A 24,707-nucleotide genomic window follows, 5' to 3' on the forward strand; every position below is an offset into this window, starting at 1 on the left:
AGAGGTCACACCCGTTCCCATACCGAACACGGAAGTTAAGCTCTTTAGCGCCGATGGTAGTTGGGGGCTTCCCCCTGTGAGAGTAGGACGTCGCTTCGCTTATTTTTTATGGAGGATTAGCTCAGTTGGGAGAGCACCTGCCTTACAAGCAGGGGGTCGGCGGTTCGAGCCCGTCATCCTCCACCATTTTGGTCCCGTGGTGTAGCGGTTAACATGCCTGCCTGTCACGCAGGAGATCGCCGGTTCGATCCCGGTCGGGACCGCCATTTTTTTATTGCCGGTGTAGCTCAGTTGGTAGAGCAACTGACTTGTAATCAGTAGGTCGTGGGTTCGACTCCTATCGCCGGCACCATTCCCTTGGAGGGGTAGCGAAGTGGCTAAACGCGGCGGACTGTAAATCCGCTCCTTAGGGTTCGGCGGTTCGAATCCGTCCCCCTCCACCATTTTAGGGGCATAGTTCAACGGTAGAATAGAGGTCTCCAAAACCTTTGGTGTGGGTTCGATTCCTACTGCCCCTGCCAGGTATTGAGGTACTCGTTCATATATGGCTGTTATTATATAGTGGCGGTTGTGGCGAAGTGGTTAACGCATCGGATTGTGGTTCCGACATTCGTGGGTTCGATTCCCATCAGTCGCCCCATTTTAAAATTGGGGTATAGCCAAGCGGTAAGGCAACGGATTTTGATTCCGTCATGCCTAGGTTCGAATCCTAGTACCCCAGCCATTTTTTCTTTTACGAGCCATTAGCTCAGTTGGTAGAGCATCTGACTTTTAATCAGAGGGTCGAAGGTTCGAGTCCTTCATGGCTCATCAGTATTTATTATTTTTGCGCCCGTAGCTCAATTGGATAGAGCGTCTGACTACGGATCAGAAGGTTATGGGTTCGACTCCTGTCGGGCGCGCCAATTTATTCATGTTATCGGAATGTAGCTCAGCTTGGTAGAGCACTTGGTTTGGGACCAAGGGGTCGTAGGTTCGAATCCTGTCATTCCGACCATTTATAAATGGGGCCTTAGCTCAGCTGGGAGAGCGCCTGCCTTGCACGCAGGAGGTCAGCGGTTCGATCCCGCTAGGCTCCACCATTTTAATATTTTTGGAGGTATACCCAAGTCTGGCTGAAGGGATCGGTCTTGAAAACCGACAGGCGGGTAACACCGCGCGGGGGTTCGAATCCCTCTACCTCCTCCATTTCGGGTCAGTAGCTCAGTTGGTAGAGCATTAGATTGAAGCTCTAAGTGTCGGCGGTTCGATTCCGTCCTGACCCACCATTATTTGCGGGTGTAGTTTAATGGTAAAACCTCAGCCTTCCAAGCTGATGTCGTGAGTTCGATTCTCATCACCCGCTCCAAAATGGGCCTATAGCTCAGCTGGTTAGAGCGCACGCCTGATAAGCGTGAGGTCGATGGTTCGAGTCCATTTAGGCCCATCATTATTCCGAAGTAGCTCAGTTGGTAGTAGCACCTGACTGTTAATCAGGTTGTCGCAGGTTCGAGTCCTGCCTTCGGAGCCACGGCCCGTTGGTCAAGTGGTTAAGACACCGCCCTTTCACGGCGGTAACACGGGTTCGAATCCCGTACGGGTCATCAAGCATGTAGCACAGTTGTGTGTTACATGCTTTTTTTATATTCTTCATAACAGACATCAAAGCTACGTTTAGTTGCTTTTTAATGTTAGGTCTAAATCCTTTCCTTCTAATAATCCCTCTCTTTCTATAGGCTTGCTATAGGAAGCGTTACAATTCCATTTCAATCACTACGGGAACATTGTTTCATGTAAAATTTGAACAAACTATTTCATATATGAAATATGTATGTTTTTTCACTAGCTATTTTCATGGTGCTTATTGCCTTGTTCCTCTAATATGGGGATAAGTGGAGGAATCAATATGAATATACAGGAGATACAATGTTTTTTAAATCAATACCAGCAAGAACAAAATGAATCCGAACTTTGGTTAGAACATAGATTACAACAGATTAAAAGAGCAGGGGAATATAAGCCTACAACAGAAGAGCTAATTTTTGGTGCACGAGCTGCATGGCGTAATAGCAATAAATGTATTGGACGGTTGTTTTGGCAATCGTTGCATGTAGTAGATGCAAGAGAAGTTTTAGATGAACAGAGCATTTTTCAAAAGTTACTAGAGCATATAGAGTATGCCACAAATCAGGGGAAAATCCGTCCAACTATAACAGTGTTTGCAAATGATAGAGTACGGATTTGGAATCATCAGCTAATTCGTTACGCAGGCTATGAAACAGAAGAAGGCATCATTGGGGATGCACATTCTATCACTTTTACAAAAGTATGTGAATCGATGGGCTGGAAAGGCGAGCGTACACCCTTTGATGTGTTACCACTAGTTATACAGGTAGATGGACATGCTCCACAGCTATTTACAATTCCTACAGAGTATATTTTAGAGGTTCCAATACGTCATCCAGAATCGGAAGCTGTGGAGGAATTAGAGTTAAAATGGTATGCTGTTCCTATTATTTCGAGTATGCGTTTTCAAATGGCTGGCATTGATTTTCAAGCGGCTCCATTTAATGGCTGGTATATGGGAACTGAAATTGGTGCACGCAATTTAGCCGATCATGACCGCTATAATATGCTGCCAGCTATTGCGGACATATTTAATTTGGATACTACTAAACAAGCCTCTCTATGGCGTGATCGTGCATTAGTGGAGCTCAATATTGCTGTTCTTCATTCTTTTAAAGAGGACGGTGTGAGCATTGTAGATCATCATACTGCTGCTCAGCAGTTTAAATTATTTGAGGAAGCTGAGAAATCGGCAGGACGAGAAATTACGGGTAACTGGACATGGTTAATCCCACCACTTTCCCCTGCGACCACTCATATATTTCATAAACCTTATATAAATACTTATCATACGCCCAATTATTTTTATCAAAAACCATGTTATTAACTTGAAAGGAATTGTTTTAAAACCAACAGCTTCTAAGTACCGTTTTGGGGGAGGGGCAATTCAAGATGTTGAACCAAAATATTTCGAATATCCCTTGGCAACAATTGACGACACCTTATGGCAGAGGAACAGACATTCCTCGTTTAATTGAACAAGAACAATATCAAGAGCTGACAGAACTAATCGAACATCAAGGAACACTTTGGCAGGTGACGCCATGGGTTTTACTTATTCTTTTAAAAAAGCTCTCAAGTAAAAATGTAGAGGAAGTCTCCTTAGCTGAAATAAAGCTTTATTTAGCTGTGGCTCATGCAATAACTGAGGATTATCAAGATTCAACACATAACGTTTCAACGATGCAGGAGCTATTGGATACGAAATATTTATGGATAGAAAATGAAGATGATGATGAGCTGGAGTGGGAGGGAGATCCGCCTAGAGGTTATGAGCCAGAAGCTTTTTTAGGCTATTATTATTTTAGTTTTTTACTCCTTCAAGAGGCGATCCCTGTTTTTACTACTATTAAGGCATATATCAAGAGCGCAACAGAGGAACTTTCGGAACTACTAGCCTTACTAAAACATTAGAAAAAAGGAAATGATATAGACAAAAAGCAGATGGTTCAGCTTCCCCATCTGCTTAAATCTAATGGACATATTCATCTTTAGATGCTCGCATGGAGCATAAGAAGAGTGTCATAGCTACAACAACAAAGAGCCAACCTGCAATATTCCAACCACCAAACAGATCATGGAGGTATCCGAAAAGAATTGGACCAATGGCAGCGAATAAATAGCCTAATGATTGTGCAAATCCTGATAGATCAGCGGCTTCAAATGCTGTACGCGTACGGAGTGTGAAGAACATCATTGCTAATGCGAATGAAGCCCCACCTGCTAAACCTAGAAGAATCATCCATAATATCCCCATAGTTGTCCACTCCATCACAACGCCGACAAATCCTACTAAATAGAACGATGTAAACATGAGGACAAGTGGTCTCTGTGAAGTCATTTTACCGGCAATAATAGGGACAACCAATGCCATGGGAACTTGTGAAAATTGCATAATAGAAAACATCCAACCAGCTTTATCAGGAGCCAATCCCTGCGCAATATAAATTTCAGGAATCCAAGCTGCTGTTGTATAAAATAATAAAGATTGTAACCCCATTGCACCTGTTACTGCCCATGTAACAGGTGATTTCCAAAGAGGTTTACCTGTTTTTTTGGAGGTAGTAGCTGGTTTTGGCTTATTTAATTTCAATTGAGGTATCCAGATTAAAATGGTTAATACGACTAATATAAGCGCCACAGCCAATGCCCCTTGCCAACCTAGTGAAGAATTAGCTATTGGATAACTAATACCAGCTCCAAGCCCCGCTGTTAAGTTCATCGACATAGTGAAAAATGCCATCAATAATCCTACATGATAAGGAAATTTTAATTTTAATAATCCTGGAATCAACACATTTCCAAATGATATTGCTACGCCAATGAGCACTGTACCAAATACAAGTAACCCTGTTGTACCGAGGGAGCGTAGTACAATACCTAAGGCCAATAAAATAGTGGATAAAAATAAGGTTAGCTCAAGCCCAAGTTTTCGTGCTACAACTGGTGCGAACGGTGATATGATGGCAAAAGCAAGCAATGGTATAGTTGTAAGAAACCCGGCTAGAACATTGGAAATACCAAGGTCGTCTCGTATAAAGGATACAATTGGACCCACAACAGTTAGTGGCATGCGTAATGTAGATGCTATAAATATTACGCCAAAAACTAATAATAAAGTTGTTCCCTTCCAGCTAATTTTTCTACTTGGGAAGCTGGAGGAATGATCATTTAAAGTCAAAATAATTCCCCCTGTTATAACCATCCTAATTGAACTACTATAACACTTTATCACACTATTAAAAATAGTGGAAAATTCACAAAATACAGAACTTTTATAGTTATATTGAAATGTCTTAGGTCTTATGTTAATATAGTAAACATCATAAATTTAATAATTATATGCCTCATGTTTGTATTGAGGTAGAGGTCGCGATATTTATAAGTAAGCTAATTGAAATGACAAGCATTGAAGAGATTAGCTGAAAGGAAATATTGCCGAAGTGTGAGGGGACTTGAAAACCTCATGCTGGGGCTGTCTCCGAAAGGAACAGAACTGTCACGTTTGTACAACGTGTTGAGCTATCATTTAGGAAAAACTGAGGATTAACTTAGCCATCACATTGTTCATGTGATGGCATTTTTTTGCCTCATAAATAGGAAGGAAGCTATATCGTGAGTGAAATAAAAATCAATCAGCTCGGCCATAAAGCACCGAAGCTGAAAAAAGAATTAAAAAGCCGTCATATCACAATGATTTCTTTAGGCGGTACAATTGGTACGGGGCTATTTTTGGCCAGTGGTGGTGCTATTGCACAAGCCGGTCCGGGAGGCGCATTGCTTGCCTATGCCTTAATCGGTATTATGGTATATTTTTTAATGACAAGTTTAGGTGAAATGGCTGCCTATATGCCGTCCTCAGGATCTTTTAGTACGTATGCGACAAAATTTGTAGATCCCGCTTTAGGTTTTGCACTGGGCTGGAACTACTGGTATAACTGGGCAATTACGATTGCGGCAGAGATTGCGGCAGTATCATTAATTATGAAATATTGGTTCCCAAATAGCTCATCAGCACTTTGGACAGTATTATTTATTGTGATTGTACTGACATTTAATTTATTGTCTGTAAAGAGCTATGGGGAAAGTGAATATTGGTTTGCCATGATTAAAGTGGCTACGGTCATTGTATTTATTATTATTAGCTTATTAATGATTTTTGGTATTTTGGGTGGACAAGCACCAGTAGGTTTTACAAATTTCTTTATTAGTGATGGGCCATTCCATGGAGGCTTCCTTGCAACATTTGGTATTTTCCTTGCGGCAGGATTTTCATTCCAAGGAACAGAGCTACTTGGGATTACTGCAGGTGAAACAGATGATCCAGGAAAAAATATACCGAAGGCAGTAAAATCTGTGTTTTGGCGAATTATTTTATTTTATATTTTAGCCATTGCTGCTATCGGGATGTTGATTCCATTTACAGATGAGCGCTTATTATCGGAAGATATCGCTGTATCCCCATTTACACTCGTTTTTGATCGCTTAGGTATTGCTTTTGCTGCTTCCTTAATGAATGCCATTATTTTAACGGCTATGCTATCAGCAGGTAATTCTGGATTGTATGCATCTTCACGTATGCTATGGCAATTAGCAGTGGATGGTCATGCTCCTAAATTCTTTGCAAAGTTAAGTCGTCGAGGCATTCCAATTTATGCACTAATCGCAACATTAGCTGTAGGCTGTGTAGCGTTTTTAGCGTCATTCTTTGGTGATGGGGTCGTTTATATTTGGCTTTTAAATGCCTCTGGGATGTCAGGTTTTATTGCTTGGCTAGGTATTGCATTTAGTCATTATCGTTTCCGTCGTGCCTTCGAAGCTCAGGGCTTAGATCCAAAGCTATTACCGTATAAAGCAAAGCTATACCCATTCGGTCCACTATTCGCCTTTACGATTTGTATGATTGTTGTAATTGGACAGAATTACACAGCGTTTATCGGTGATACAATCGATTGGTATGGTATCCTTGTTTCTTATATCGGTATTCCCCTGTTCCTATTGCTATGGCTGGGGTACAAAATTAAACATAAAACAAAAATGCTTCCTCTTAAAGATTGTGATTTAAAAGTAGAAAATTAAACGAAAAGCTGTTCTATAAACCGTTGTATGATGGTTGATGGGACAGCTTTTTTATATATAGACCTTTAAAATTATTACTAAACCAATATCATATATATGGTAATATACTATAGATATGGAAGTGTGATTTTTGACTTTCTGGTAGGGAGAGGTGCATGGAAATGCAAAAACATATTTTACTAGTGGAAGATGATGAGGCTATTCGCGATATGGTAGCGAATTTTTTATTATTGGAAGGCTTCGATGTCACCACTGCAAATAATGGAGAAGAGGCATTACAATATTGTTTAAATCAAACTTTTGATTTAGTTATACTAGATATTATGATTCCTAAGCTTAATGGATTAGAGGTTTTAAAAGTAATTCGAGAACAGGCAGCACTTCCAATCATCATTATGTCTGCAAAGGATAGTGATGTAGATAAAGCGCTTGGGTTGGGATTAGGGGCAGATGATTATATTGCTAAGCCATTTTCTATGCTGGAATTCTCTGCTCGCGTAAAGGCCGTTATTAGACGAGCAACAAAATACGCTGGCCAAACAGATCACAAACAAGATGTAGTAGTCATAGGCCATTTAAAGATAGATATTGTTAATTTTTCTATAAATAAAAATGGACTGGAAGTAAAGCTAACATCAAAGGAATTTGCCATCTTAAAGCTATTTGTAACAAACCGAAACCGAGTTTTTACGAAGGAGCAAATTTATCAGCTAATATGGAAAGATGCATATTATGGTGATGAAAATATTATTAATGTACATATTCGAAGGCTACGCGAAAAAATTGAAGATGATCCATCCAACCCCCAGTACATTAAAACACTGTGGGGAATTGGCTACAAATTTGAAGGATAGCAGATATGATCATCATTCTATTCATTATCATTTTGGTGCTTATAGGAATTGTTATTTTTCAATGGAAAACAAAAAAAGAACAAAATCAGACGGTCCAATATATGTATGAAAAACTTCAAATCATCGTTCAAGAACAAAGTAACGAAAAAATTTTGGTAACTACGAGCAATACACAAGTTCAACAGCTACTTATTTCAATAAATGCTTGGCTGGATTATCACCAAAAAGTTCAGGCGACCCATCGGAAAATGGAAGATTCCATGAAAAAAATGTTGGCCAACATTTCACATGATTTAAAAACGCCCTTAACGGTTGTGCTAGGCTATATTGAAATGCTTCAGCTCCAAGGCTCAGCTAGTGAGGAAGAACGCCAAAGACTATTAGCAGGCGTGCATGCTAAAACATTAGAAGTATTAAAAATCATTCATACATTTTTTGATCTTGCCAAATTAGAGGCTGGAGATACAGATTATCCAATCACTAAAATCAATGTTTGTGAAATTAGCCGAAAAAATATATTATCATTTTACGATATGGTGACGTCGATGGGATTAGATATCAATATTACAATTCCTGAAACGCCTATGTATGCCCTTGGCAATGAAGAAGCATTAAATAGGGTTCTCAACAATCTTTTATCCAATGCTCTTGCCTATGGAGCGGATGGCAATGTAATGGGCTTAACTATAAGAAATGATGACACGAGTATTTATATAGATGTATGGGATTGTGGTAAAGGAATTGATGAATACCATATTGATAATGTATTTGAGAGAATGTACACGCTAGAGGACTCTCGCAATAAATCCTTTCAGGGGAGTGGCCTCGGTTTAACGATTACAAAGCGATTAGTGGAAATGATGGATGGTTCCATCCAGTTATCAAGTATTCCCTATAAAAAGACCATTTTTACCATTGCTTTAAAACGAATGACGTATTGAAATCACATGCTTGTAGAGCTTTTATGGTGCTTTACAGGCTTTTATTATTCTCTTAAGAAATTTGTAAGAATCAAGTAATAAATTAGAGAGCTTCATTTTTTATAATGACAATAGCCACATTTGAGGGAGAGATTGACATGACATACATTGTGAAAACAAACCAGCTTACGAAAGTGTACGAAGGAAAAGAAGTGGTTTCTGCTGTCAATATGAACGTGAAGAAGGGGGAGATTTATGGTTTTTTAGGCCCTAATGGAGCGGGTAAAACGACAGTGATGAAGATGCTAACAAATTTGACGAAGCCAACAAGCGGAGATGTTGAAATATTTGGTGAGAGGTTGACCGATCAATCGTATGAGATATTAAAAAGAATGGGAACGATTATTGAATATCCTATTTTCTATGAAAAATTAACGGCTAGAGAAACTTTAGAACTGCATTGCGAATATATGGGGTATTACAATAAGCAGGAAATAGCTCATGTACTTAACCTTGTAAAATTAACAAATACAGAGGAAAAAAGGGTAAAAGATTTTTCACTAGGGATGAAACAAAGACTAGGTATTGCCCGTGCTATTATTACAAAGCCAGAGCTCCTAATTTTAGATGAGCCAATTAATGGACTAGACCCTATTGGGATTAAAGAGTTGAGAGAGCTTTTCAAAATGCTCTGTATGGAGTATGGCATTACAATTATTATCTCTAGTCATATATTAGGGGAAATTGAACAGTTGGCCGATACAATTGGTGTCATCAAGGAAGGTAGACTCATTACTGAAGTAACGATGGATACGATAAATCGTAATCAAGCCGACTATATTGAAGTGATTGTAAACGATGGCAAGAAGGCTGCCTTTATTTTAGAAAGTAAATTAAAAATGGCTAATTTCAAGCTGATGGATGACAATTCTATACGAATTTATGATTTGACAGTATCCCAAAAAGTTCTAACAAAAACATTGATTGAACATGACATTGAGATAGAGGAGATTAGCAAGAAAACAAGCACATTAGAGGATTACTTCCTTAAGCTAATAAATGGAGGGATTGTTCATGCTTAATTTAATGCGTTTAGAAATGAAAAAATATCATTTAAGCTCCTATTTTAAAAGTGCTATGTTTGCTAACATTATTATTTTAGGTTTTATGTTTATGATTTTATTTATTTCTAAAATAGAAGAGGAAGTTGGTATTGAAAATTATGAAATGGCTTTAAGTGTCATTGATTCATTTGTCAGAGCGGTATTTATTATTTTTGCAGCTACTTTAATAGCTAAGCTGATCATTGGAGAATATAAGTTTAAAACAATCACATTGGCCTTCATGTATCCTGTAAGCCGAAAGAAATTAATCGCTGCTAAGCTTGCAATTGTCATGATTTTTACCTTTAGTGTAATCATCATTTCCAATGTCTTGATTACAACCATCTTTTGCATCGTAAGCGATAAATTTGATTTAATTCCTGATGTATTATCTAATACTTTAATCATGCAACATATACCATCTGTATTCATGAATGCAATTGCTGCCTCAGGGATAGCATTAATTCCGTTGTATTTCGGTATGAGAAAATACTCTATTCCAGCAACAATTATTTCAGCTATTCTAATTGTATCAGTGACTTCATCCAATACAGGTAACTTCACATTAAATGACATCATTATTATTCCAATCTCACTAGCAATCTTAGGTGTTAGTATTGCCTACCTAGCTATCCGTAATATTGAGAAGGTCGATGTTTAATGAAAGAGCCAGTATAAGTTTTGTTGATATCGAACGATGATGATAGCAATTTGATCGTTTGTAACACTCACATAGTTGGTCTTGTAAAATAGGTAACTAAACTTATTAAATATAAAAAGAAATTAACGTATAGCAATAAAAATAAGTAATTAGAATCCCATAATAGAAATTTAATTAAAATAGAAAAGGAAGTGGCCAATAAAATAGTTAATAACAGATTTCCTTTTTTGGCATAGTGGCATTGTATAACTATTAATACAATAATAATAAGTATAGGAATATAAAATTTCATGAAAAAAACCTCCTATTTATAATTAAAAAAATTACTAAAATGTAAATGTGTGTCATAAAAATCTTATATTTATTTGTAGGTGATTACAATGAAATTAAGAATTCTACACTTGTTGCTGTATTATCAACTGTAGTTTCTGCAACTGCTTCAGCTGCCCCACAAGATGTGTCTACTTAAGGTTTCCCTTTTGCATGCACCGGTCCTTGTAGGGATAGATAATATCCGAGAGTATTAAAATCAGCTATAATTGTCTCCTATAGATGGTTATAGATTATCAACAAAAAGGCATCGAGATTTTTCTTCTCGATGCCTTTTGTTAGTCTATTAATTCACTATTTTATCCAAATATTGTTTCGCTTAGTAAGTAAATATTTAATGCCACTACGATCACAACTACAAACCAGCCTAAAATAGTAGTAATACGGTGGTTCACTAAACCGCCCATAATGTCCCGTTTGCTTGTAAACATAACGAGAGGGACGAGGGCAAATGCAATACCAAAAGATAACACAACCTGACTAAGAACAAGCGCATAGGTTGCGTTTACACCAGATGCAATAATCGCTAGCGGCGGGACCATTGTAATGGCTCTCCGTAAATAAAGTGGTATTTTTCGTTGAATAAAGCCTTGCATCACTACGTCACCTGCTAATGTCCCTACAGAGGAGCTAGCTAGCCCAGCAATAAGTAAACCAAGACCAAAGGAAACGGCAGCCATTGGACCGAGAGCATCCTTTAATCCGTTATAGGCAACGTCTAAATCCTCTACTACGATTCCTTGTGTGTGAAATACTGCTGCCGCGATAATGAGCATACTCATATTGATGGCTCCAGCAATAATCATAGCGATGATAATATCAATAAATTCAAAACGGAAGATTCTTCTTTTTTCTTCTTCATTACGACCGATAATACGACTTTGTGTTAAAGAAGAATGTAAGTAAATAGCATGGGGCATGACGGTCGCACCTAAAATACCAGTTGCTAATAGTAATGAGTCCACCCCCTCAAACTGAGGTGTGAACATACCAATTGCTACTTCGCCCCATTCTGGCTGAGCTAAAAACGTTTGGAAGGCAAATGCTAAAACCACAATTAAAACCATACCAGAAATGCCTGCCTCAAATGCTCTGAATCCTCTTCTTTGAAGCTCTAGAATAGCAAATGATCCAATCGCTGTAATGATAGCTGCTGGAAGCATAGGGATATTAAATAACAAGTAAAGCCCTAATGCTGCTCCGATAAACTCAGCAAGGTCGGTAGCAATAATGACTAATTCAGCCTGAATCCAAAGAAATATAGATGTTTTTTTAGAAAAATGTTCACGTGCCACCTCAGGTAAATTTTTCCCTGTCGCAATCCCAAGCTTTGCAGATAAGGATTGGATGAGCACCGCCATTAAATTAGAAAAGGCTATTACCCAAAGGAGTAAGTAACCATACTGAGAGCCAGCTGTAATATTTGTGGCAAAATTGCCAGGATCAATATAGGCGACCGCTGCAATGAATGCAGGCCCAAGAAAAGGCAAAAAACGTCGCCAACCTTTTATATCTCCATCTAAAACTGCCTCGGCAGACGATTTTGTGACTTGTTTATATACCATATTGTTCCCTCATTTCAAAAAGTATCGTTCGAGAAATAAAGTTTCCTAGAGGAAAATGAGATAATAGTATTCTAACGCTAGGATTAGAAAAAGGGAAGCGCTTTGCTTAAAACTTTAAAAAAATAAGTATGCACACTTCTCATCAATTTCTAATTAGACTTTCCTTACCTCTATCGTTTACGATGAAAGAAAAGGTGAAGGACTGATTCGACGTGAGCAATCGAATTTTAATTATAGAAGATGAAGAAAATATTGCGAGAGTGCTGCAGTTAGAGCTTCAATTTGAAGGCTATGAAGCGGTGATAGCCCATACAGGAGCAGATGGTTTATTGCAATATCGTGAGGAGCAATGGGATTTAATCTTACTGGATATTATGTTACCCGAAATGAGTGGTATAGATGTGCTAAAGCGGATTCGCGCAACAGAATCAAAGACCCCAGTTATCATGCTAACTGCTAAAAGTGAGGTAGAGGATAAGGTAAAGGGCTTGGATTTAGGAGCTAATGATTATGTGACAAAGCCCTTTGAAATTGAAGAATTACTGGCCCGTATCCGTAATGCACTACGGTTTTCTCAAAATGCTAGTCCAACAAAGGTCGGTGTATCGTTTGGACAGTTATCGATCAATGAGCAGACAAGAGAAGTGATTTATTATGGTAAGGAAATCCAGCTGACTCCTAGAGAATACGATTTATTGCTGTATCTTATGAAGCATCCTAAGCAGGTGCTCACAAGGGAACAAATATTAGAGACTGTATGGGGCTTTGATTACTACGGAGATACAAATGTTGTGGATGTTTATATTCGTTATGTACGCCAAAAGCTTGAAATCGCAAATGCAACGCCCATTATTCAAACAGTTCGTGGTGTAGGTTATGTGCTAAAGGAAAATAAATCATGAAGCTTAAAACAAAAATTCATCTACTGACCACTTTGTTAATGCTAGTAATTTTAGTGGCAACTAATAGTGGAATTTATTTTTTGTACGAGAAATTTGCCTATAATACGGAATATAGTCAACTTCATACACGAGCGAATGATTTAAGCTCAACATTAAGTCAGTTAAATGCACAAACCAACCTACAGCAAGTATTAAGAGCGTACATGCCAGCTGGTGGTGCAATCTATGTTTATGATGGAGAAAATTTGAAGACGAAGGTTCAGGCTACTCTAGATATGCCCGATGTTACTTCCATTACCTATACAATGCCTACTATTTGGATAGATGGGACAATTGTGGACATCACCTTACAACAATCCATGGAGGAAGTAGAAAGTACATTGGATTTATTAAAGGCTATTTTGATAGTCGTGTCCATTATTGCCACCATTCCAATCTTTTTAGCGAGCCTAGCACTTGGTCGCCTAATTTTGTTACCACTAGAACGCTTAAATGCGACAATGCGCAAAAGTGCATCGACGGGGAAATATGAAAAAATGGACATCCCGGCTAAAGGTGGGGATGAATTAGCAAAAATTAATCGAACTTTCAATATGATGATGGAGAAGCTTGAACAGCACTATCAAAAGCAACAGGAATTCGTTTCAAATGCTTCTCACGAATTAAAGACGCCTATTACTGTCATCGAAAGCTATGCAAAGTTACTCTTACGAAGAGGCTTTGACAATCGTGAAGTAGCGCAAGAATCGCTTCAGGCTATTGCAAATGAGTCTTCTCGTATGCATGAAATGGTATTGCAATTGTTAGAGCTAGCAAAAAATAATGAGCATATAGAAATTCATATTGAACAGCTAGAGCTAGCTCCCTTTTTAAATAAAGTAGCTGCACAAATGCAGCAGGCGTATCATAGAGCTTTTATAGTCGATGCAAAAGCACCACAATTTATCTATAGTGATGAAAAAATTTTGAAGCAATTACTCTTTATTTTGCTTGATAATGCTAGGAAGTATAGTGAGGGGGATGTTTATATTTCCACAGCAGAAACTACTACACACGTACGAATGACTATTCAGGACTTTGGCGTCGGTATTCCTAAGGAGCATATTCCGCATTTGTTTGAGCGTTTTTACCGTGTCACAGAGGATCGCAATCGTAAAACAGGTGGTTCTGGTTTAGGGCTTGCGATTGCACATAATCTTGCAGGACAATTGGGCATCACCATAGATGTGGAAAGTACAGTTGGGGAAGGATCAAGTTTTACCTTATGTATACCGAAGGAGGGGCAGCAATGAAAAAGTGGGTTGTACTAATTATTGTAATTGTCCTTCTTTGTAGCGGAGTGCTTTGGTTTATTCAAAATCGCTATTTTCAAAAGGAGTCTCTCAGTGAAGAAGAGGCGATTCGCCATATCGAAGCTATTTATAAAGGTCAAGTTTCAGAAGTAAAGAAACATGGAAATACATTTGAAATACAATTTACACGTGAGAATTTGAAATATACAGCCATGCTTGATGCTACAACACAGCAGGTTTCTGATCTAACGTTGCAAAAAGGGCAAAGTAAATTATTGTTAACAGAAAATCAAATAAGAAAAATGGTGAAAGAAAAATATGGTGAGGTAGAAAGCGTCATGCTCACGGAAACCATTTATACCGCACGTGTTGAAAAGGAACATAAGCAAAAAGATATCACAGTAGATGGCTATTCGGGTGAAGTGTTATCTGAAAAAGATGTAGAACCATTAAATCAGCCTGAAAACCCCCACATTATTACCGAACAGCAAGCCATTGATATAGCGCTGCAACAATTAACCGGGAAGGTGGATTCTGTAGATTTTGAAGATACGGCGGAGGGCGGTTATTATTTAGTTGAAATTGAAACAGAGCATGAAGAAGCCACGTTCCAAATTCATGCTGTATCTGGAAAGGTCCTTTCTGTTTCATGGGACGATTAAAGAGTTTTCTCATGAAATTCTAATGTTCCTCTTATAGTTCTATCATCTTTGCTTGGTAAGCTAAAAGCAGATAAAACAAAGGAGAGATGAACATGAAAAAAATAATTATGATTCCTGCATTAGTGGTGACTCTTGGTGTTGGAGCGGCGATTGGCTCTACAACTTTATTATCAGGAAGTGCACAAGAAAAAAAGGTCCTATCCATGCAAAAAATCGAAAAGAAGGCATTGGCAGTAGTAGAGGGGACAGTAGTAGATATTGAACTTGATCAAAATAACTACCGCTCTGTTTATGAGGTAGAGGTGCATACTGATACAGATGAGTATGATTTAAAATTCGATGCCTATACCGGAAAATTACTTAAGCAGAAGAAAGAGCGTCAAGATGACGACGATAATGAATGGGTTAACACTAATACTGCTACCAACCTTATAAGTAAAGAAAAGGCTATTGAAGCGGCTCTAACAAAAGCAAAGGGTACAGTAACAAAAATTAAATTAGATGATGGGATTTATGAAATCGAGTTAAAAGATGGCCAATATGAATATGAGGTTGATGTTGATCCGATTACAGGAGAAATTGTTAATTTTGAAAAAGATATGGAAGACTAATATTGGTTGTTGCCTTAAAAGTAGAGCATACTTTTAAGGTTTTTTTTGTTGTAAAATCCCTTTAAATTAGGTGTTTGCGAGGAAATTAATTTCTACCACGGATATTTACCATGAGTTCAAAATGTCTATGTATTTCACTTGTGAAAAAGAAAAATTTTCTTCTTTACTTTTTTAATTGACAGGCGTAATATGGCATCATTATTAAAGTTTCAAATTTCTAAATCGCTGAAGCAAACTAGACGCGGGGGACCCATTTTTGACGGAGTGCATAAGCAATTCTAGGGGTGAATCTCTTCTTTTGAAGGGTAGGGCTACTCAGGCCCGAATCCGACAGCTAACCTCGTAAGCGTTAAGAGCAGAAAAGTTGGAGCTTGGCAGACAGATGAGCGTCTACAAGTCTTATTTGGTGATGACTTGTAGGCGTTTTTTGATCTCATTTAGGAAGGCGAAACACAATCTAAGAAACTAGAAGGTGTTTATTGATGAAATCCTCATTTAAACGTTATGTAATCGGCAAACCATTAAGATCCGATGCGTTAGGGGAACAAAAGCTTAGTAAAACAAAGGCATTGGCCATATTATCGTCCGATGCTTTGTCTTCCGTAGCCTATGGACCAGAACAAATTTTAATTGTCCTGATGACTGTGGGAACATTAGCATTTTGGTATTCTTTACCGATTGCTGCAGGGGTTGTTGTCCTTTTGGTGGCACTGACTTTATCATATCGTCAGGTTATTTTCGCCTATCCACATGGAGGTGGCGCTTATATAGTATCTAGGGAAAATTTAGGTGTGAATGCGGGTCTTGTAGCAGGAGGCTCATTGCTCGTTGATTATATTTTAACGGTAGCGGTAAGTGTATCTGCAGGTACAGACGCAATTACATCGGCATTTCCAAGTCTGCATCCATACAATGTGCTAATCGCTATTATATTTGTGATTTTTTTAACGATCTTGAATTTACGTGGTGTAACAGAGTCCGCCTCTGTTTTGGCATATCCAGTCTATCTGTTTGTAGTCGTTATGTTAGTGTTAATTGGGTTGGGGCTCTATAATGTTGCAACAGGTCAGGTGCCAGCAGAGCTGCATCCAAAGATTGGTACTCCAGTAGCAGGGATTAATTTATTTATTTTATTAAAGGCATTTGCGTCAGGAAGCTCAGCCTTAACAGGTGTAGAGGCTATCTCGAATGCCATTCCTAATTTTAGAAATCCTGCCCCTAATAACGCTGCTAAAACATTGTTAGCGATGGGGGGAATCTTAGCGGTTTTATTTATCGGTATTGTTAGTTTAGCGTATTTTTACGGAATTGCGCCAACTTCGGAAGCGACAGTCGTTTCCCAACTGGCAGAAGCAAGTGTTGGTCGAAATATCTTTTATTATATAGTACAGGGTGCAACAGCGATGATTTTGGTACTTGCAGCAAATACGGGCTATTCTGCATTTCCTCTACTTGCTGTCAATTTATCAAAAGACGGTTTTATCCCGAGAATATTTCAAATGCGTGGGGATCGCCTTGGTTATTCGAACGGCATTATGATGCTAGGGCTAGCAGCCATTATCTTAATCATCTTATTTGATGGGACAACGGAACATTTGATTCCACTCTATGCTGTTGGGGTATTTATTCCGTTTACATTAGCGCAAACTGGTATGATGAGAAAATGGTGGCGTGAAAAACCTACTGGCTGGATGGCAAAATTTACGATCAATACAATGGGTGCAGCCATTTCATTCATCGTAGCGATGATGTTTTTTGTGACAAAAATGCCTCAAGTATGGCCAGTGTTTGTCTTTTTACCAATTATCATTTTCGTATTTCATCGAATCAAGCTTCATTATCAAGCCGTTGGAGAGCAGCTGAGATTGAGTAAAGAGGAACTGGCAACCATTGAGGGCAATGTTTTCATTGTACCAGTAGCTGGTATAACGAAGGTGGTTGAAAATTCTCTTCATTATGTGAAATCACTAAGGGTTGATAAAGTTATTGCCTTTTATGTGGCTTTCGATCCAGCAGATGCAAAAGCCTTCGAAGAAAAATGGCAGGCTTGGCAACCAGATATTCGATTAGTAACCTATTATTCAGCATATCGTAGCATCACACAGCCATTGATAAAATTTATTGATAAAGTGGACCATCAATGTGCGAAAACAGGTCATAAAGTAACGGTTGTTATCCCTCAATTTTTACCGAAAAAAGGCTGGCATCATATGCTTCACAACCAATCAAGCTTATTAATACGTACGACATTGTTATTTCACAGAAATGTCGTGATTATGACAGTACCTTTTCATTTATCAAAATAATGCTAGCATGGTAGAAAATTGTCTGTTATAATCAGTACGTTGATTGAAAACACGAACGTTTACAATTAAAAAGTCGCAGAATACCATTAAATTCCGAAAAATCAAACTTTTTTTAGTAGAAGTTATAGGCTTCTACCGAATATAGTGATGAATTGGGTATTCTGATAGATTCATACAATTTTACTCATATAATAGCGAGGATATGGCTTGCAAGTTTCTACCGATTTACCGTAAATAAATCGACTATGGGTAGCAATGCTTTTAGAGAACTTCTTACATGATGTTTTCTATTCCTTTCGACGTTTTAACGCTGAATGCTTTGCTCCACTCGTAGCTGAATGGGACCAAGGTGTTCAGCTTTTTTTATTAATATTTAAGAAAGAAGGATATGACAGAAATGAAGTTATTACACGACAAAATTATGCAAGAGGGTAAAGTTCTATCTTCTTCAGTATTAAAAGTAGATTCATTTTTAAACCATCAAATTGATCCATTGTTAATGAAAGAAATTGGCCACGAATTCGCAAACCGCTTTGCTGACCAAGTAATTACAAAGATTTTAACAATAGAATCTTCAGGTATTGCTCCTTCTGTCATGTTAGGACTAGAAATCGGTGCACCAGTAGTGTTCGCTCGTAAACGTAAATCATTAACACTTTCAGATAACCTTTATACGTCAAAAGTACATTCATTCACAAAAAATGAAACAAATGATATCTCAGTATCACGTAATTTTTTAAGTGAGGACGACAATATTTTAATTGTTGACGATTTCTTAGCAAATGGTGAAGCAGTAAAGGGCTTACTTGATATTGCGGCTCAAGCGGGTGCCCATGTTGTAGGAGTGGGCATTGTTATTGAAAAAGGCTTCCAAGATGGGGGCAAATTATTACGTGAGCAAGGTGTCCGCGTAGAATCATTAGCGATTGTAGATTCTCTTGAAGATGGCAAAGTGACATTTGCTACGGAGGCTCGCGCGTAATGAATACCTTTAAATCAACGACGCTAGCAATTCAACATTTACTTGCGATGTATGCTGGAGCCATCCTAGTGCCACTTATAATTGGAGGGGCAATTGGCTTTAATTCAACACAAATGACGTATTTAGTGGCGATTGATATTATGATGTGCGGGGTTGCAACACTTTTACAAGTTTACTCGGGTAAATTTATTGGTATTGGTTTACCTGTAGTACTTGGTTGTACATTTACAGCGGTAAGTCCAATTATTGCTATAGGTACAAACCCAGAGCAAGGTATCACAGATATTTATGGTTCCATTATTGCATCTGGTTTGATTGTCGTGATTATTGCCGGCTTCTTCGGGAAGCTAGTGAAATTTTTCCCACCAGTAGTAACAGGATCTGTCGTTTCTATTATCGGTATTTCTTTATTGCCAGTAGCTTTAAATAATATGGCAGGTGGACAAGGAGCAGAGGATTTTGCATCCGGCTCAAATATTGCATTAGCATTTATTACGCTAGTAATCATTTTAATCGTCTATCGTTTTTCTACAGGCTTTATCCGTGCTATTTCCATTCTAGTTGGGCTAGTAGCGGGTACCATCTTAGGGGCATTCATGGGCAAGGTTAATTTTCACCCAGTAGCAGAAGCGGATGTATTCCATATGGTACAACCATTCTACTTTGGAATGCCAACATTTGATGTAACAGCTATTATTACAATGACTCTTGTAGCTATGGTATCTCTAGTTGAATCATCTGGTGTTTATTTTGCACTAAGTGATATTTGTAATAAAAAACTAGATTCAAAAGATTTGGCTCGTGGCTATCGCTCAGAAGGTCTTGCATCTGTAATCGGTGGTATATTTAATGCCTTTCCGTACACAACATTCTCACAAAATGTAGGACTTACACGTATGTCAGGCGTAAAAGACCGCAAAGTCATTTACATCACGGGTGGTCTACTGGTAGCACTTGGCTTCCTACCCAAAATCGCAGCATTAACAACGATTATTCCAACGTCTGTATTAGGTGCGGCCATGCTTGCGATGTTCGGTATGGTCATTACACAAGGTATGGGTATGCTAGTACCTGTGATGAACGAATCTGCTGAAAATGCGATGATTGCTGCGATTGCAGTCAGTTTAGGTGTCGGTGTATCAGTCGTTCCTGGTATTTTTGATGCCCTACCAGATAAAGTGTCTATTTTAACTTCTAACGGTATCGTCTGTGGTTCAGTCACAGCGATTATCTTGAATATTTTATTCAATATGATTGGACCAAAGCATAAAAAAGACCCGATGCATGGGGAAGTATAAAGAGATCATTCAATAACATATATCAGAATACAAACACATAAAGAACGATGTCACCTACTTTTATCTATTATTTAGATGGGAGGAGGTGGCATTTTTTTATGCAAAAAAAGGCAGGAAATGTTCGAAGAAAAACATTAGGTACTAATAAGCAAATTTCTTGTTTATCGTGTGTCTGATCAAACTTGGGAAAAATACTTCTTTGACCAATTAAGAGGGGAATGGTTGAAAGGAGAAGAATAGAATAAATCATAAGAGTTGGAAATATATGGATAATCTACTACAACATTTCCGAAGTGTTGGCGTACATTACCTAAAAAAAAATGATAGTGTAATGATGCTAGAGATTTTAGAGGATAGACTTGATTTTACCGCTGAGATAGATGTGTTAATAAATGAGCTTTTAGATAACTTACAGAGTAATGGTTTAGAAAAAGTTAGGTTTGAATGTCCGAAAGTTCTTTTAGATAGCTTGAATTGTACAAGAACTAAAATGAAAATTGTTGATAAAAGAATGGCAACTTGGAGCAGTATTTATCAAAGGACGATTATGAAGGGGTAAAATCTCAATTAGATACTCTAAAAAATCATCCGAAGAAAGATGAACTTTTAGACCGTCTAGAAGCTATTAAGGATAAGATAGACAAATTGACTGCCGAAGAGGAAGCGGAAAAAGCTGTAGATAACGCTGAAAATACTCTTGAAGAAGATGATTATGACAAAGCTAAGGATTTAGTAAACAACCTTGAGGATGAAGTAAAGAAAGGTGAACTTCAAGATCGATTAGATATTGTCCTAGAAAAAATCGATGCTATCGAAGCAGTAGAAAACGCTGAAAAAACATTAACTTAAGAGGACAAAAATTCAGCTCAATCTAAGGTAGATAAACTTCAAGATGGTGAATTGAAGCAAGAACTTCAAACCCGCTTAGATGAGGTACAGAAGAAAATCGATAATTTATCTGCTGAAGAGAAAGCTGAAAAAACTGTAGAGAAAACTGAGTCTACGTTAGATGAGGGTGATTACAATACTGCAAAAGATTTTGTAAACTCCTTAGAAGAAGGTATAAAGAAAGACGAATTAAAAATCGTCTTGATAAAGTTAAAGACCTTATAGATTTAATTAGAGAGATTGATAAAACGTTAAAAGAAGCAGAGAATACTTTAAACACAGATAGTCTGAGTAACGTCCAAGACAAAATTAACGCTTTACCTGACAGTACAATAAAAATAACCTTACAGGCTCGTTTAGATAACCTACTTGAATACAGAGAAGCGGAAAACCTGGTATCTAAAGCGGAAGAAATGAAGGTGCAGTCCTACAAGGATAAAGCTCAGGAGTCAGTTGACCTATTAAAACCTTGGAAGTAAAGATTACTTGCAAGAGCGTTTAGATAAGCTTCAAAATGTGATTGACCAAAAAGAGGGCGACTTAATTGACAAGATATTAAATGACCCTGACAACGTAACTTCTCAGGAATTGGCTGACTACATAGATAATGATGTAGTAGATGAAAAGCTTAAAGATTATATAGACAACATCATTGAAGAAGCCGAACACGGTAATATAGAGAAAGGTGATGATGTACAAATTGTTCGCTTAATCACCTTCTTAGAGCGTTCAAAACGATCATGGCTGAGAAACACATCACTAAATATGAAGCAGAGTTTTTAAGGACAACAGTTTCTGCAAAATCTAAGTCCCCTAATCCGTCTGTACTAAGGTCCTTTCCAAATTATCTTAATGATGCTTTAGATTTGCCAACTCTTGCACAAGAACTTTCAGATCTTTTAAATAGGCCTTTAGAGGATGTATTGGCTGAACTAGAAGCATTATTAGGTTCAGATGAGGTTATTACTTTATCTTACTTAGTTAAGTATGTAACAGAAGATGGTGATGTTATTTTAGAGCAAACTAAAGAAGCACCAACTGGTACGATAACTGTCAATGCTCAAGCTCTTGAAGGATACGAGCTAGTGTCTGAAAGAACACAAACATTTGAATTAAAGGAAGATACAAAAGGCACAGTTATTACTTTTATAGTAAAACCTGTGAAAGACGTAACAGAGATAACGCAAGGAAGCTACACAATCGAATATGTAACACTTGAAAATGAAGTTGTCCATACAGAGACAATCGAAGAGGTTAAATTGGGTAATATCGATATTGTAGCTCAATCTCCTGAAGGTTATGAATTACTCGAAACGGAAGAACCTTCATAAACCATTGAACTATCAAAAGATATTCCGTTTGAATTACTACGTTTTGTAGTAAAACAAAAGGAAACATCTATAGAAACACCACCGACCGATGAGGGTAAAGAAAGTGTCAAAAAACCTGACACAGAAGAAACAACTACTGACGAAACAAATGTAGAATCAAGTGAAGTAGAAGAGACACCTTCAACTCCTGAAGAAATAATTGAAGAAACTTCTGTTGAAACAGTTACGGCGCCAACAATCGGAGAAGAGACGGCACTTGTACGTTCCTTCTTAGTTGCTTCATTAGATAATGCATACTTTACAGCAACTGTTCAAAATACAGGTGTAGGTCACAGTCAATATTTATATGATGTATCTCAATCAACGGTATTAGTTAGGGCATTCTTAGCAAATCCAACCGATGAGACAAGGTTAGAAGCTAAAAATTTCATCTTAGGGAACTTATACGCAGGCGAGTTTAAAACAACATTGTTGAAATTATTAGCATTACCAGGTGAGGAGATTCCTGGTTTTGATGAGGATATTACAATCATACATCCTTCTAAACCACCAGTAGATCCGAACCCACCGGTGGAACCGCCTGTAGTTATTCCAAAACCAGAGATTCCTACTGTTTTACCAAAAATACCAGGAGGTATTACCGTAGCAGAAACTGTTGATTACAATGAAGGTAAGTGGACAATTAAAAATCCTGCATCAGATATCATAGAACTTAAACAAAAAGATATTAAAATTAAAATTCCACTTGAAATCGATGCAAAACTTTGGGAAGTCGAATGGATATTAAAAGCCAATCAACATTATCAACTTCGCATTTGGGCTGATGGTAAGGAAATCACTGTATTTAAGAAGCCAATTGAAATCACAAAAACATCGAAAAAAGCGTATGTGTTCCGCTTTGAAAACGGCCAATATACAGCTATTCCATTTACTTTTGCAGTACCGAACCAAATTCAGTTTAAGGTGACTGAAACAGGGGAATTCCAATTCTCTACAAATCAAATTACATTTAAGGACATTGATGGAGTCTTTAGTCAACGTGCAATTGAGGAGTTAGCAGGCCGACATATTGTTAAGGGTACAGCTCCTGACTACTACAGCCCTTACGAGTCACTAACTAGAGCACAATTCAGTGCGATGTTAGTAAGAAGTTTAGGAATTGATACATCTAATGTTGTAAACGGAGTCTTTAAAGATGTAAAGTCTAAAGATTGGTTTTCTAAAGATGTATAAGCATTGAAAAAATACGTGAGGAATATTTGAAAAAAAGAAAAAACAATAAGATAAATAATATAAATGACAACATAGGAAGGCTATCACTTTAATTATGTCTAATTAGAAATAATATATTTAATTAATGTTAAATTTCGCTTAATTTATACTATATTTGCTTATTTTTGTAAAACAAATTATACTAATGTGTAAGATATTTACTTTAGAGTAATAAATATGGATAAAGAATGTGAGAACATGAGGATAAACTTGCTATATTATTTCCAAGTATAGCTAGTGTAGATACAATTATACTTCAGCTAATAATTTGCAAGAAAAAGTAAGATAAGACTTTTTCATTAGTAGCTAATTTATGATGTGGTTTATACACTAATATATTATTCAGATATAACTTAATTTCAATGCTTCACCAATAAATTAAGAGAATTAAGTTAAATTCCGGTAGAAAAGGATGGAACTAAGTATTGGCCAATCCATTTAAGGTTGATATGTTTGTTTTAATACAAGAAAAACATGTTATAAAATCCATCAACCCCCGTTTCTCCCATTGCTTCCACCAGGTTTCTAAAACTAAGGATTTACCATACTATCTCTCTGTAAAATCTCTGGCAAAAAATATTCCCACTTTAATACAGTTTCTCTTCTATACTATTACGTCTCTTTGGAGTTTTTAGTAGTATGACTATGCATTTGAGGTTAATTGAGATAATTGTACTAGATTTAATATGCTTACTTTACTATTATTATTTGTATAAAATGGGATTTACAGTTTTTATTGTTATAAGTAGGATCAGCATTCAATTATTAGAAAAGTATTCTCGTAATTTTATGGAGAAATGTTTGCACTCTAGATAGAGCAAAGTAAAGTGTGGAGAATCAACTAAAATTTTTCTTGAAACAACCCATAGTACTAATCATGCTAGGAGAATTCTTGTAATGAAGAAAAATATGATCGTTGAAAAAAGCCCCATTAGTAATATAGGGACGGAATTTTCTGAAATGATAATATATAACGAATATTAAGATTTTGACGACAATATTCCATAAAAAAAGCACTTAATAAATTGCAAAGTGTAAATAGTTCT

The 24,707-nt window shown here is 37.4% G+C and carries 22 protein-coding genes, 17 tRNA genes, 1 rRNA gene and 3 riboswitches; of the genes, 38 read left to right on the plus strand and 2 right to left on the minus strand.

The features are described 5' to 3' along the window. The 20 genes from rrf to ACOZBY_RS17195 all read left to right on the plus strand — a co-directional run. Nucleotides 1-99 (plus strand): 5S ribosomal RNA (gene rrf / locus ACOZBY_RS17100); the annotation flags it as partial. Between the two features lie 11 nt (nt 100-110). Next, nucleotides 111-186 (plus strand) — tRNA-Val (locus tag ACOZBY_RS17105). A gap of 4 nt (nt 187-190) precedes the next feature. Continuing rightward, nucleotides 191-266, plus strand: a tRNA-Asp gene (locus ACOZBY_RS17110). 10 nt (nt 267-276) lie between these two features. Further along, nucleotides 277-352: transfer RNA gene (locus ACOZBY_RS17115), tRNA-Thr, on the plus strand. Nucleotides 353-359: 7 nt separating this feature from the next. After that, nucleotides 360-443: transfer RNA gene (locus ACOZBY_RS17120), tRNA-Tyr, on the plus strand. A 4-nt stretch (nt 444-447) separates the two neighbouring features. Further along, a tRNA-Trp gene (locus ACOZBY_RS17125) sits at nt 448-521 on the plus strand. Between the two features lie 43 nt (nt 522-564). Then, nucleotides 565-640: transfer RNA gene (locus ACOZBY_RS17130), tRNA-His, on the plus strand. A 9-nt stretch (nt 641-649) separates the two neighbouring features. After that, nucleotides 650-724 (plus strand) — tRNA-Gln (locus ACOZBY_RS17135). Between the two features lie 13 nt (nt 725-737). Further along, nucleotides 738-810: transfer RNA gene (locus ACOZBY_RS17140), tRNA-Lys, on the plus strand. Nucleotides 811-828: 18 nt separating this feature from the next. Then, a tRNA-Arg gene (locus ACOZBY_RS17145) sits at nt 829-905 on the plus strand. Nucleotides 906-920: 15 nt separating this feature from the next. Next, nucleotides 921-997: transfer RNA gene (locus ACOZBY_RS17150), tRNA-Pro, on the plus strand. 9 nt (nt 998-1,006) lie between these two features. Further along, nucleotides 1,007-1,082: transfer RNA gene (locus ACOZBY_RS17155), tRNA-Ala, on the plus strand. Nucleotides 1,083-1,095: 13 nt separating this feature from the next. Then, nucleotides 1,096-1,188, plus strand: a tRNA-Ser gene (locus ACOZBY_RS17160). A gap of 4 nt (nt 1,189-1,192) precedes the next feature. Continuing rightward, nucleotides 1,193-1,268 (plus strand) — tRNA-Phe (locus tag ACOZBY_RS17165). Between the two features lie 6 nt (nt 1,269-1,274). Further along, nucleotides 1,275-1,348, plus strand: a tRNA-Gly gene (locus ACOZBY_RS17170). Nucleotides 1,349-1,352: 4 nt separating this feature from the next. After that, nucleotides 1,353-1,426 (plus strand) — tRNA-Ile (locus ACOZBY_RS17175). 7 nt (nt 1,427-1,433) lie between these two features. Then, nucleotides 1,434-1,510 (plus strand) — tRNA-Asn (locus ACOZBY_RS17180). Nucleotide 1,511: 1 nt separating this feature from the next. Next, a tRNA-Glu gene (locus ACOZBY_RS17185) sits at nt 1,512-1,583 on the plus strand. Nucleotides 1,584-1,885: 302 nt separating this feature from the next. After that, complete coding sequence (locus tag ACOZBY_RS17190) at nt 1,886-2,932, plus strand: nitric oxide synthase oxygenase (protein ID WP_422762570.1); 1,047 nt, start codon at nt 1,886-1,888, stop codon at nt 2,930-2,932. 65 nt (nt 2,933-2,997) lie between these two features. Next, on the plus strand, nt 2,998-3,519 hold the full coding sequence (locus ACOZBY_RS17195; protein ID WP_036166605.1) for a hypothetical protein: 522 nt from the start codon (nt 2,998-3,000) through the stop codon (nt 3,517-3,519). A gap of 58 nt (nt 3,520-3,577) precedes the next feature. Here ACOZBY_RS17195 and ACOZBY_RS17200 read toward each other — a convergent pair whose 3' ends face one another. Next, a complete protein-coding gene (locus tag ACOZBY_RS17200) occupies nt 3,578-4,810 on the minus strand; it encodes a CynX/NimT family MFS transporter (protein ID WP_031417685.1) in 1,233 nt (410 codons plus the stop codon). A 151-nt stretch (nt 4,811-4,961) separates the two neighbouring features. Next, nucleotides 4,962-5,138, plus strand: a riboswitch (Lysine riboswitch). A gap of 82 nt (nt 5,139-5,220) precedes the next feature. Here ACOZBY_RS17200 and ACOZBY_RS17205 point away from each other — a divergent pair. The 5 genes from ACOZBY_RS17205 to ACOZBY_RS17225 all read left to right on the plus strand — a co-directional run bounded on the left by ACOZBY_RS17205 (nt 5,221) and on the right by ACOZBY_RS17225 (nt 10,222). Then, entirely contained in the window at nt 5,221-6,684 is a 1,464-nt protein-coding gene (locus ACOZBY_RS17205; protein ID WP_031417683.1) for an amino acid permease, read from the plus strand. A 161-nt stretch (nt 6,685-6,845) separates the two neighbouring features. Further along, nucleotides 6,846-7,538, plus strand: coding sequence for a response regulator transcription factor (locus ACOZBY_RS17210; protein WP_031417681.1), 693 nt, complete (start codon nt 6,846-6,848; stop codon nt 7,536-7,538). Between the two features lie 5 nt (nt 7,539-7,543). Continuing rightward, the gene (locus tag ACOZBY_RS17215; RefSeq protein WP_012292501.1) at nt 7,544-8,479 is read left to right on the plus strand and encodes a sensor histidine kinase; all 936 of its coding nucleotides are present in this window, start codon (nt 7,544-7,546) and stop codon (nt 8,477-8,479) included. A gap of 137 nt (nt 8,480-8,616) precedes the next feature. Beyond that, nucleotides 8,617-9,540: an ABC transporter ATP-binding protein gene (locus tag ACOZBY_RS17220; protein WP_031417680.1), complete on the plus strand. Its 924-nt coding sequence runs from the start codon at nt 8,617-8,619 to the stop codon at nt 9,538-9,540. Further along, the gene (locus ACOZBY_RS17225; protein ID WP_031417679.1) at nt 9,533-10,222 is read left to right on the plus strand and encodes an ABC transporter permease; all 690 of its coding nucleotides are present in this window, start codon (nt 9,533-9,535) and stop codon (nt 10,220-10,222) included. The genes ACOZBY_RS17220 and ACOZBY_RS17225 overlap by 8 nt, the downstream gene beginning before the upstream one ends. A 629-nt stretch (nt 10,223-10,851) precedes the next feature. Here ACOZBY_RS17225 and ACOZBY_RS17230 read toward each other — a convergent pair. After that, nucleotides 10,852-12,117, minus strand: coding sequence for an Nramp family divalent metal transporter (locus tag ACOZBY_RS17230; RefSeq protein ID WP_012292505.1), 1,266 nt, complete (start codon nt 12,115-12,117; stop codon nt 10,852-10,854). Between the two features lie 212 nt (nt 12,118-12,329). Here ACOZBY_RS17230 and ACOZBY_RS17235 point away from each other — a divergent pair, with 212 nt between their 5' ends. The 13 genes from ACOZBY_RS17235 to ACOZBY_RS17295 all read left to right on the plus strand — a co-directional run bounded on the left by ACOZBY_RS17235 (nt 12,330) and on the right by ACOZBY_RS17295 (nt 23,622). Beyond that, nucleotides 12,330-13,019 (plus strand): response regulator transcription factor, encoded by a 690-nt coding sequence (locus ACOZBY_RS17235; RefSeq protein ID WP_012292506.1) that lies wholly within the window; start codon nt 12,330-12,332, stop codon nt 13,017-13,019. Continuing rightward, nucleotides 13,016-14,311, plus strand: coding sequence for a sensor histidine kinase (locus tag ACOZBY_RS17240; protein ID WP_036160615.1), 1,296 nt, complete (start codon nt 13,016-13,018; stop codon nt 14,309-14,311). Before ACOZBY_RS17235 ends, ACOZBY_RS17240 begins: the two co-directional genes overlap by 4 nt. After that, nucleotides 14,308-14,973 carry a PepSY domain-containing protein gene (locus ACOZBY_RS17245; protein WP_036166615.1) on the plus strand — a complete coding sequence of 222 codons (666 nt, stop codon included), beginning with the start codon at nt 14,308-14,310 and terminating at the stop codon, nt 14,971-14,973. Before ACOZBY_RS17240 ends, ACOZBY_RS17245 begins: the two co-directional genes overlap by 4 nt. 92 nt (nt 14,974-15,065) lie before the next feature. After that, nucleotides 15,066-15,584 carry a PepSY domain-containing protein gene (locus ACOZBY_RS17250; protein WP_036160619.1) on the plus strand — a complete coding sequence of 173 codons (519 nt, stop codon included), beginning with the start codon at nt 15,066-15,068 and terminating at the stop codon, nt 15,582-15,584. 213 nt (nt 15,585-15,797) lie between these two features. Beyond that, a riboswitch (cyclic di-AMP (ydaO/yuaA leader) is annotated at nt 15,798-15,947 on the plus strand. Nucleotides 15,948-16,066: 119 nt separating this feature from the next. Continuing rightward, nucleotides 16,067-17,890, plus strand: a complete 1,824-nt coding sequence (locus tag ACOZBY_RS17255) for an APC family permease (RefSeq protein ID WP_031417666.1) — start codon at nt 16,067-16,069, stop codon at nt 17,888-17,890. A 164-nt stretch (nt 17,891-18,054) separates the two neighbouring features. Then, nucleotides 18,055-18,156, plus strand: a riboswitch (purine riboswitch). Between the two features lie 131 nt (nt 18,157-18,287). Beyond that, complete coding sequence (locus tag ACOZBY_RS17260) at nt 18,288-18,872, plus strand: xanthine phosphoribosyltransferase (protein WP_036162548.1); 585 nt, start codon at nt 18,288-18,290, stop codon at nt 18,870-18,872. Further along, nucleotides 18,872-20,170 (plus strand): nucleobase:cation symporter-2 family protein, encoded by a 1,299-nt coding sequence (locus tag ACOZBY_RS17265; protein ID WP_197224077.1) that lies wholly within the window; start codon nt 18,872-18,874, stop codon nt 20,168-20,170. Before ACOZBY_RS17260 ends, ACOZBY_RS17265 begins: the two co-directional genes overlap by 1 nt. Before the next feature lie 265 nt (nt 20,171-20,435). Next, nucleotides 20,436-20,729, plus strand: a complete 294-nt coding sequence (locus ACOZBY_RS17270; RefSeq protein WP_031417660.1) for a hypothetical protein — start codon at nt 20,436-20,438, stop codon at nt 20,727-20,729. Further along, nucleotides 20,690-21,019: a hypothetical protein gene (locus ACOZBY_RS17275; protein ID WP_422762571.1), complete on the plus strand. Its 330-nt coding sequence runs from the start codon at nt 20,690-20,692 to the stop codon at nt 21,017-21,019. Before ACOZBY_RS17270 ends, ACOZBY_RS17275 begins: the two co-directional genes overlap by 40 nt. A gap of 51 nt (nt 21,020-21,070) precedes the next feature. Continuing rightward, nucleotides 21,071-21,283: a hypothetical protein gene (locus ACOZBY_RS17280; RefSeq protein ID WP_197224078.1), complete on the plus strand. Its 213-nt coding sequence runs from the start codon at nt 21,071-21,073 to the stop codon at nt 21,281-21,283. A 261-nt stretch (nt 21,284-21,544) separates the two neighbouring features. Beyond that, nucleotides 21,545-21,841, plus strand: a complete 297-nt coding sequence (locus tag ACOZBY_RS17285) for a hypothetical protein (RefSeq protein WP_197224079.1) — start codon at nt 21,545-21,547, stop codon at nt 21,839-21,841. Continuing rightward, nucleotides 21,799-22,389: a hypothetical protein gene (locus ACOZBY_RS17290; RefSeq protein ID WP_422762572.1), complete on the plus strand. Its 591-nt coding sequence runs from the start codon at nt 21,799-21,801 to the stop codon at nt 22,387-22,389. Before ACOZBY_RS17285 ends, ACOZBY_RS17290 begins: the two co-directional genes overlap by 43 nt. A 468-nt stretch (nt 22,390-22,857) precedes the next feature. Beyond that, the gene (locus tag ACOZBY_RS17295; RefSeq protein ID WP_422762573.1) at nt 22,858-23,622 is read left to right on the plus strand and encodes an S-layer homology domain-containing protein; all 765 of its coding nucleotides are present in this window, start codon (nt 22,858-22,860) and stop codon (nt 23,620-23,622) included. The last annotated feature ends 1,085 nt before the right edge of the window (nt 23,623-24,707 follow it).

Origin of the sequence: Lysinibacillus sp. NPDC056220, from assembly GCF_049315265.1 — a bacterium.
Classification (GTDB): domain Bacteria; phylum Bacillota; class Bacilli; order Bacillales_A; family Planococcaceae; genus Lysinibacillus; species Lysinibacillus pinottii.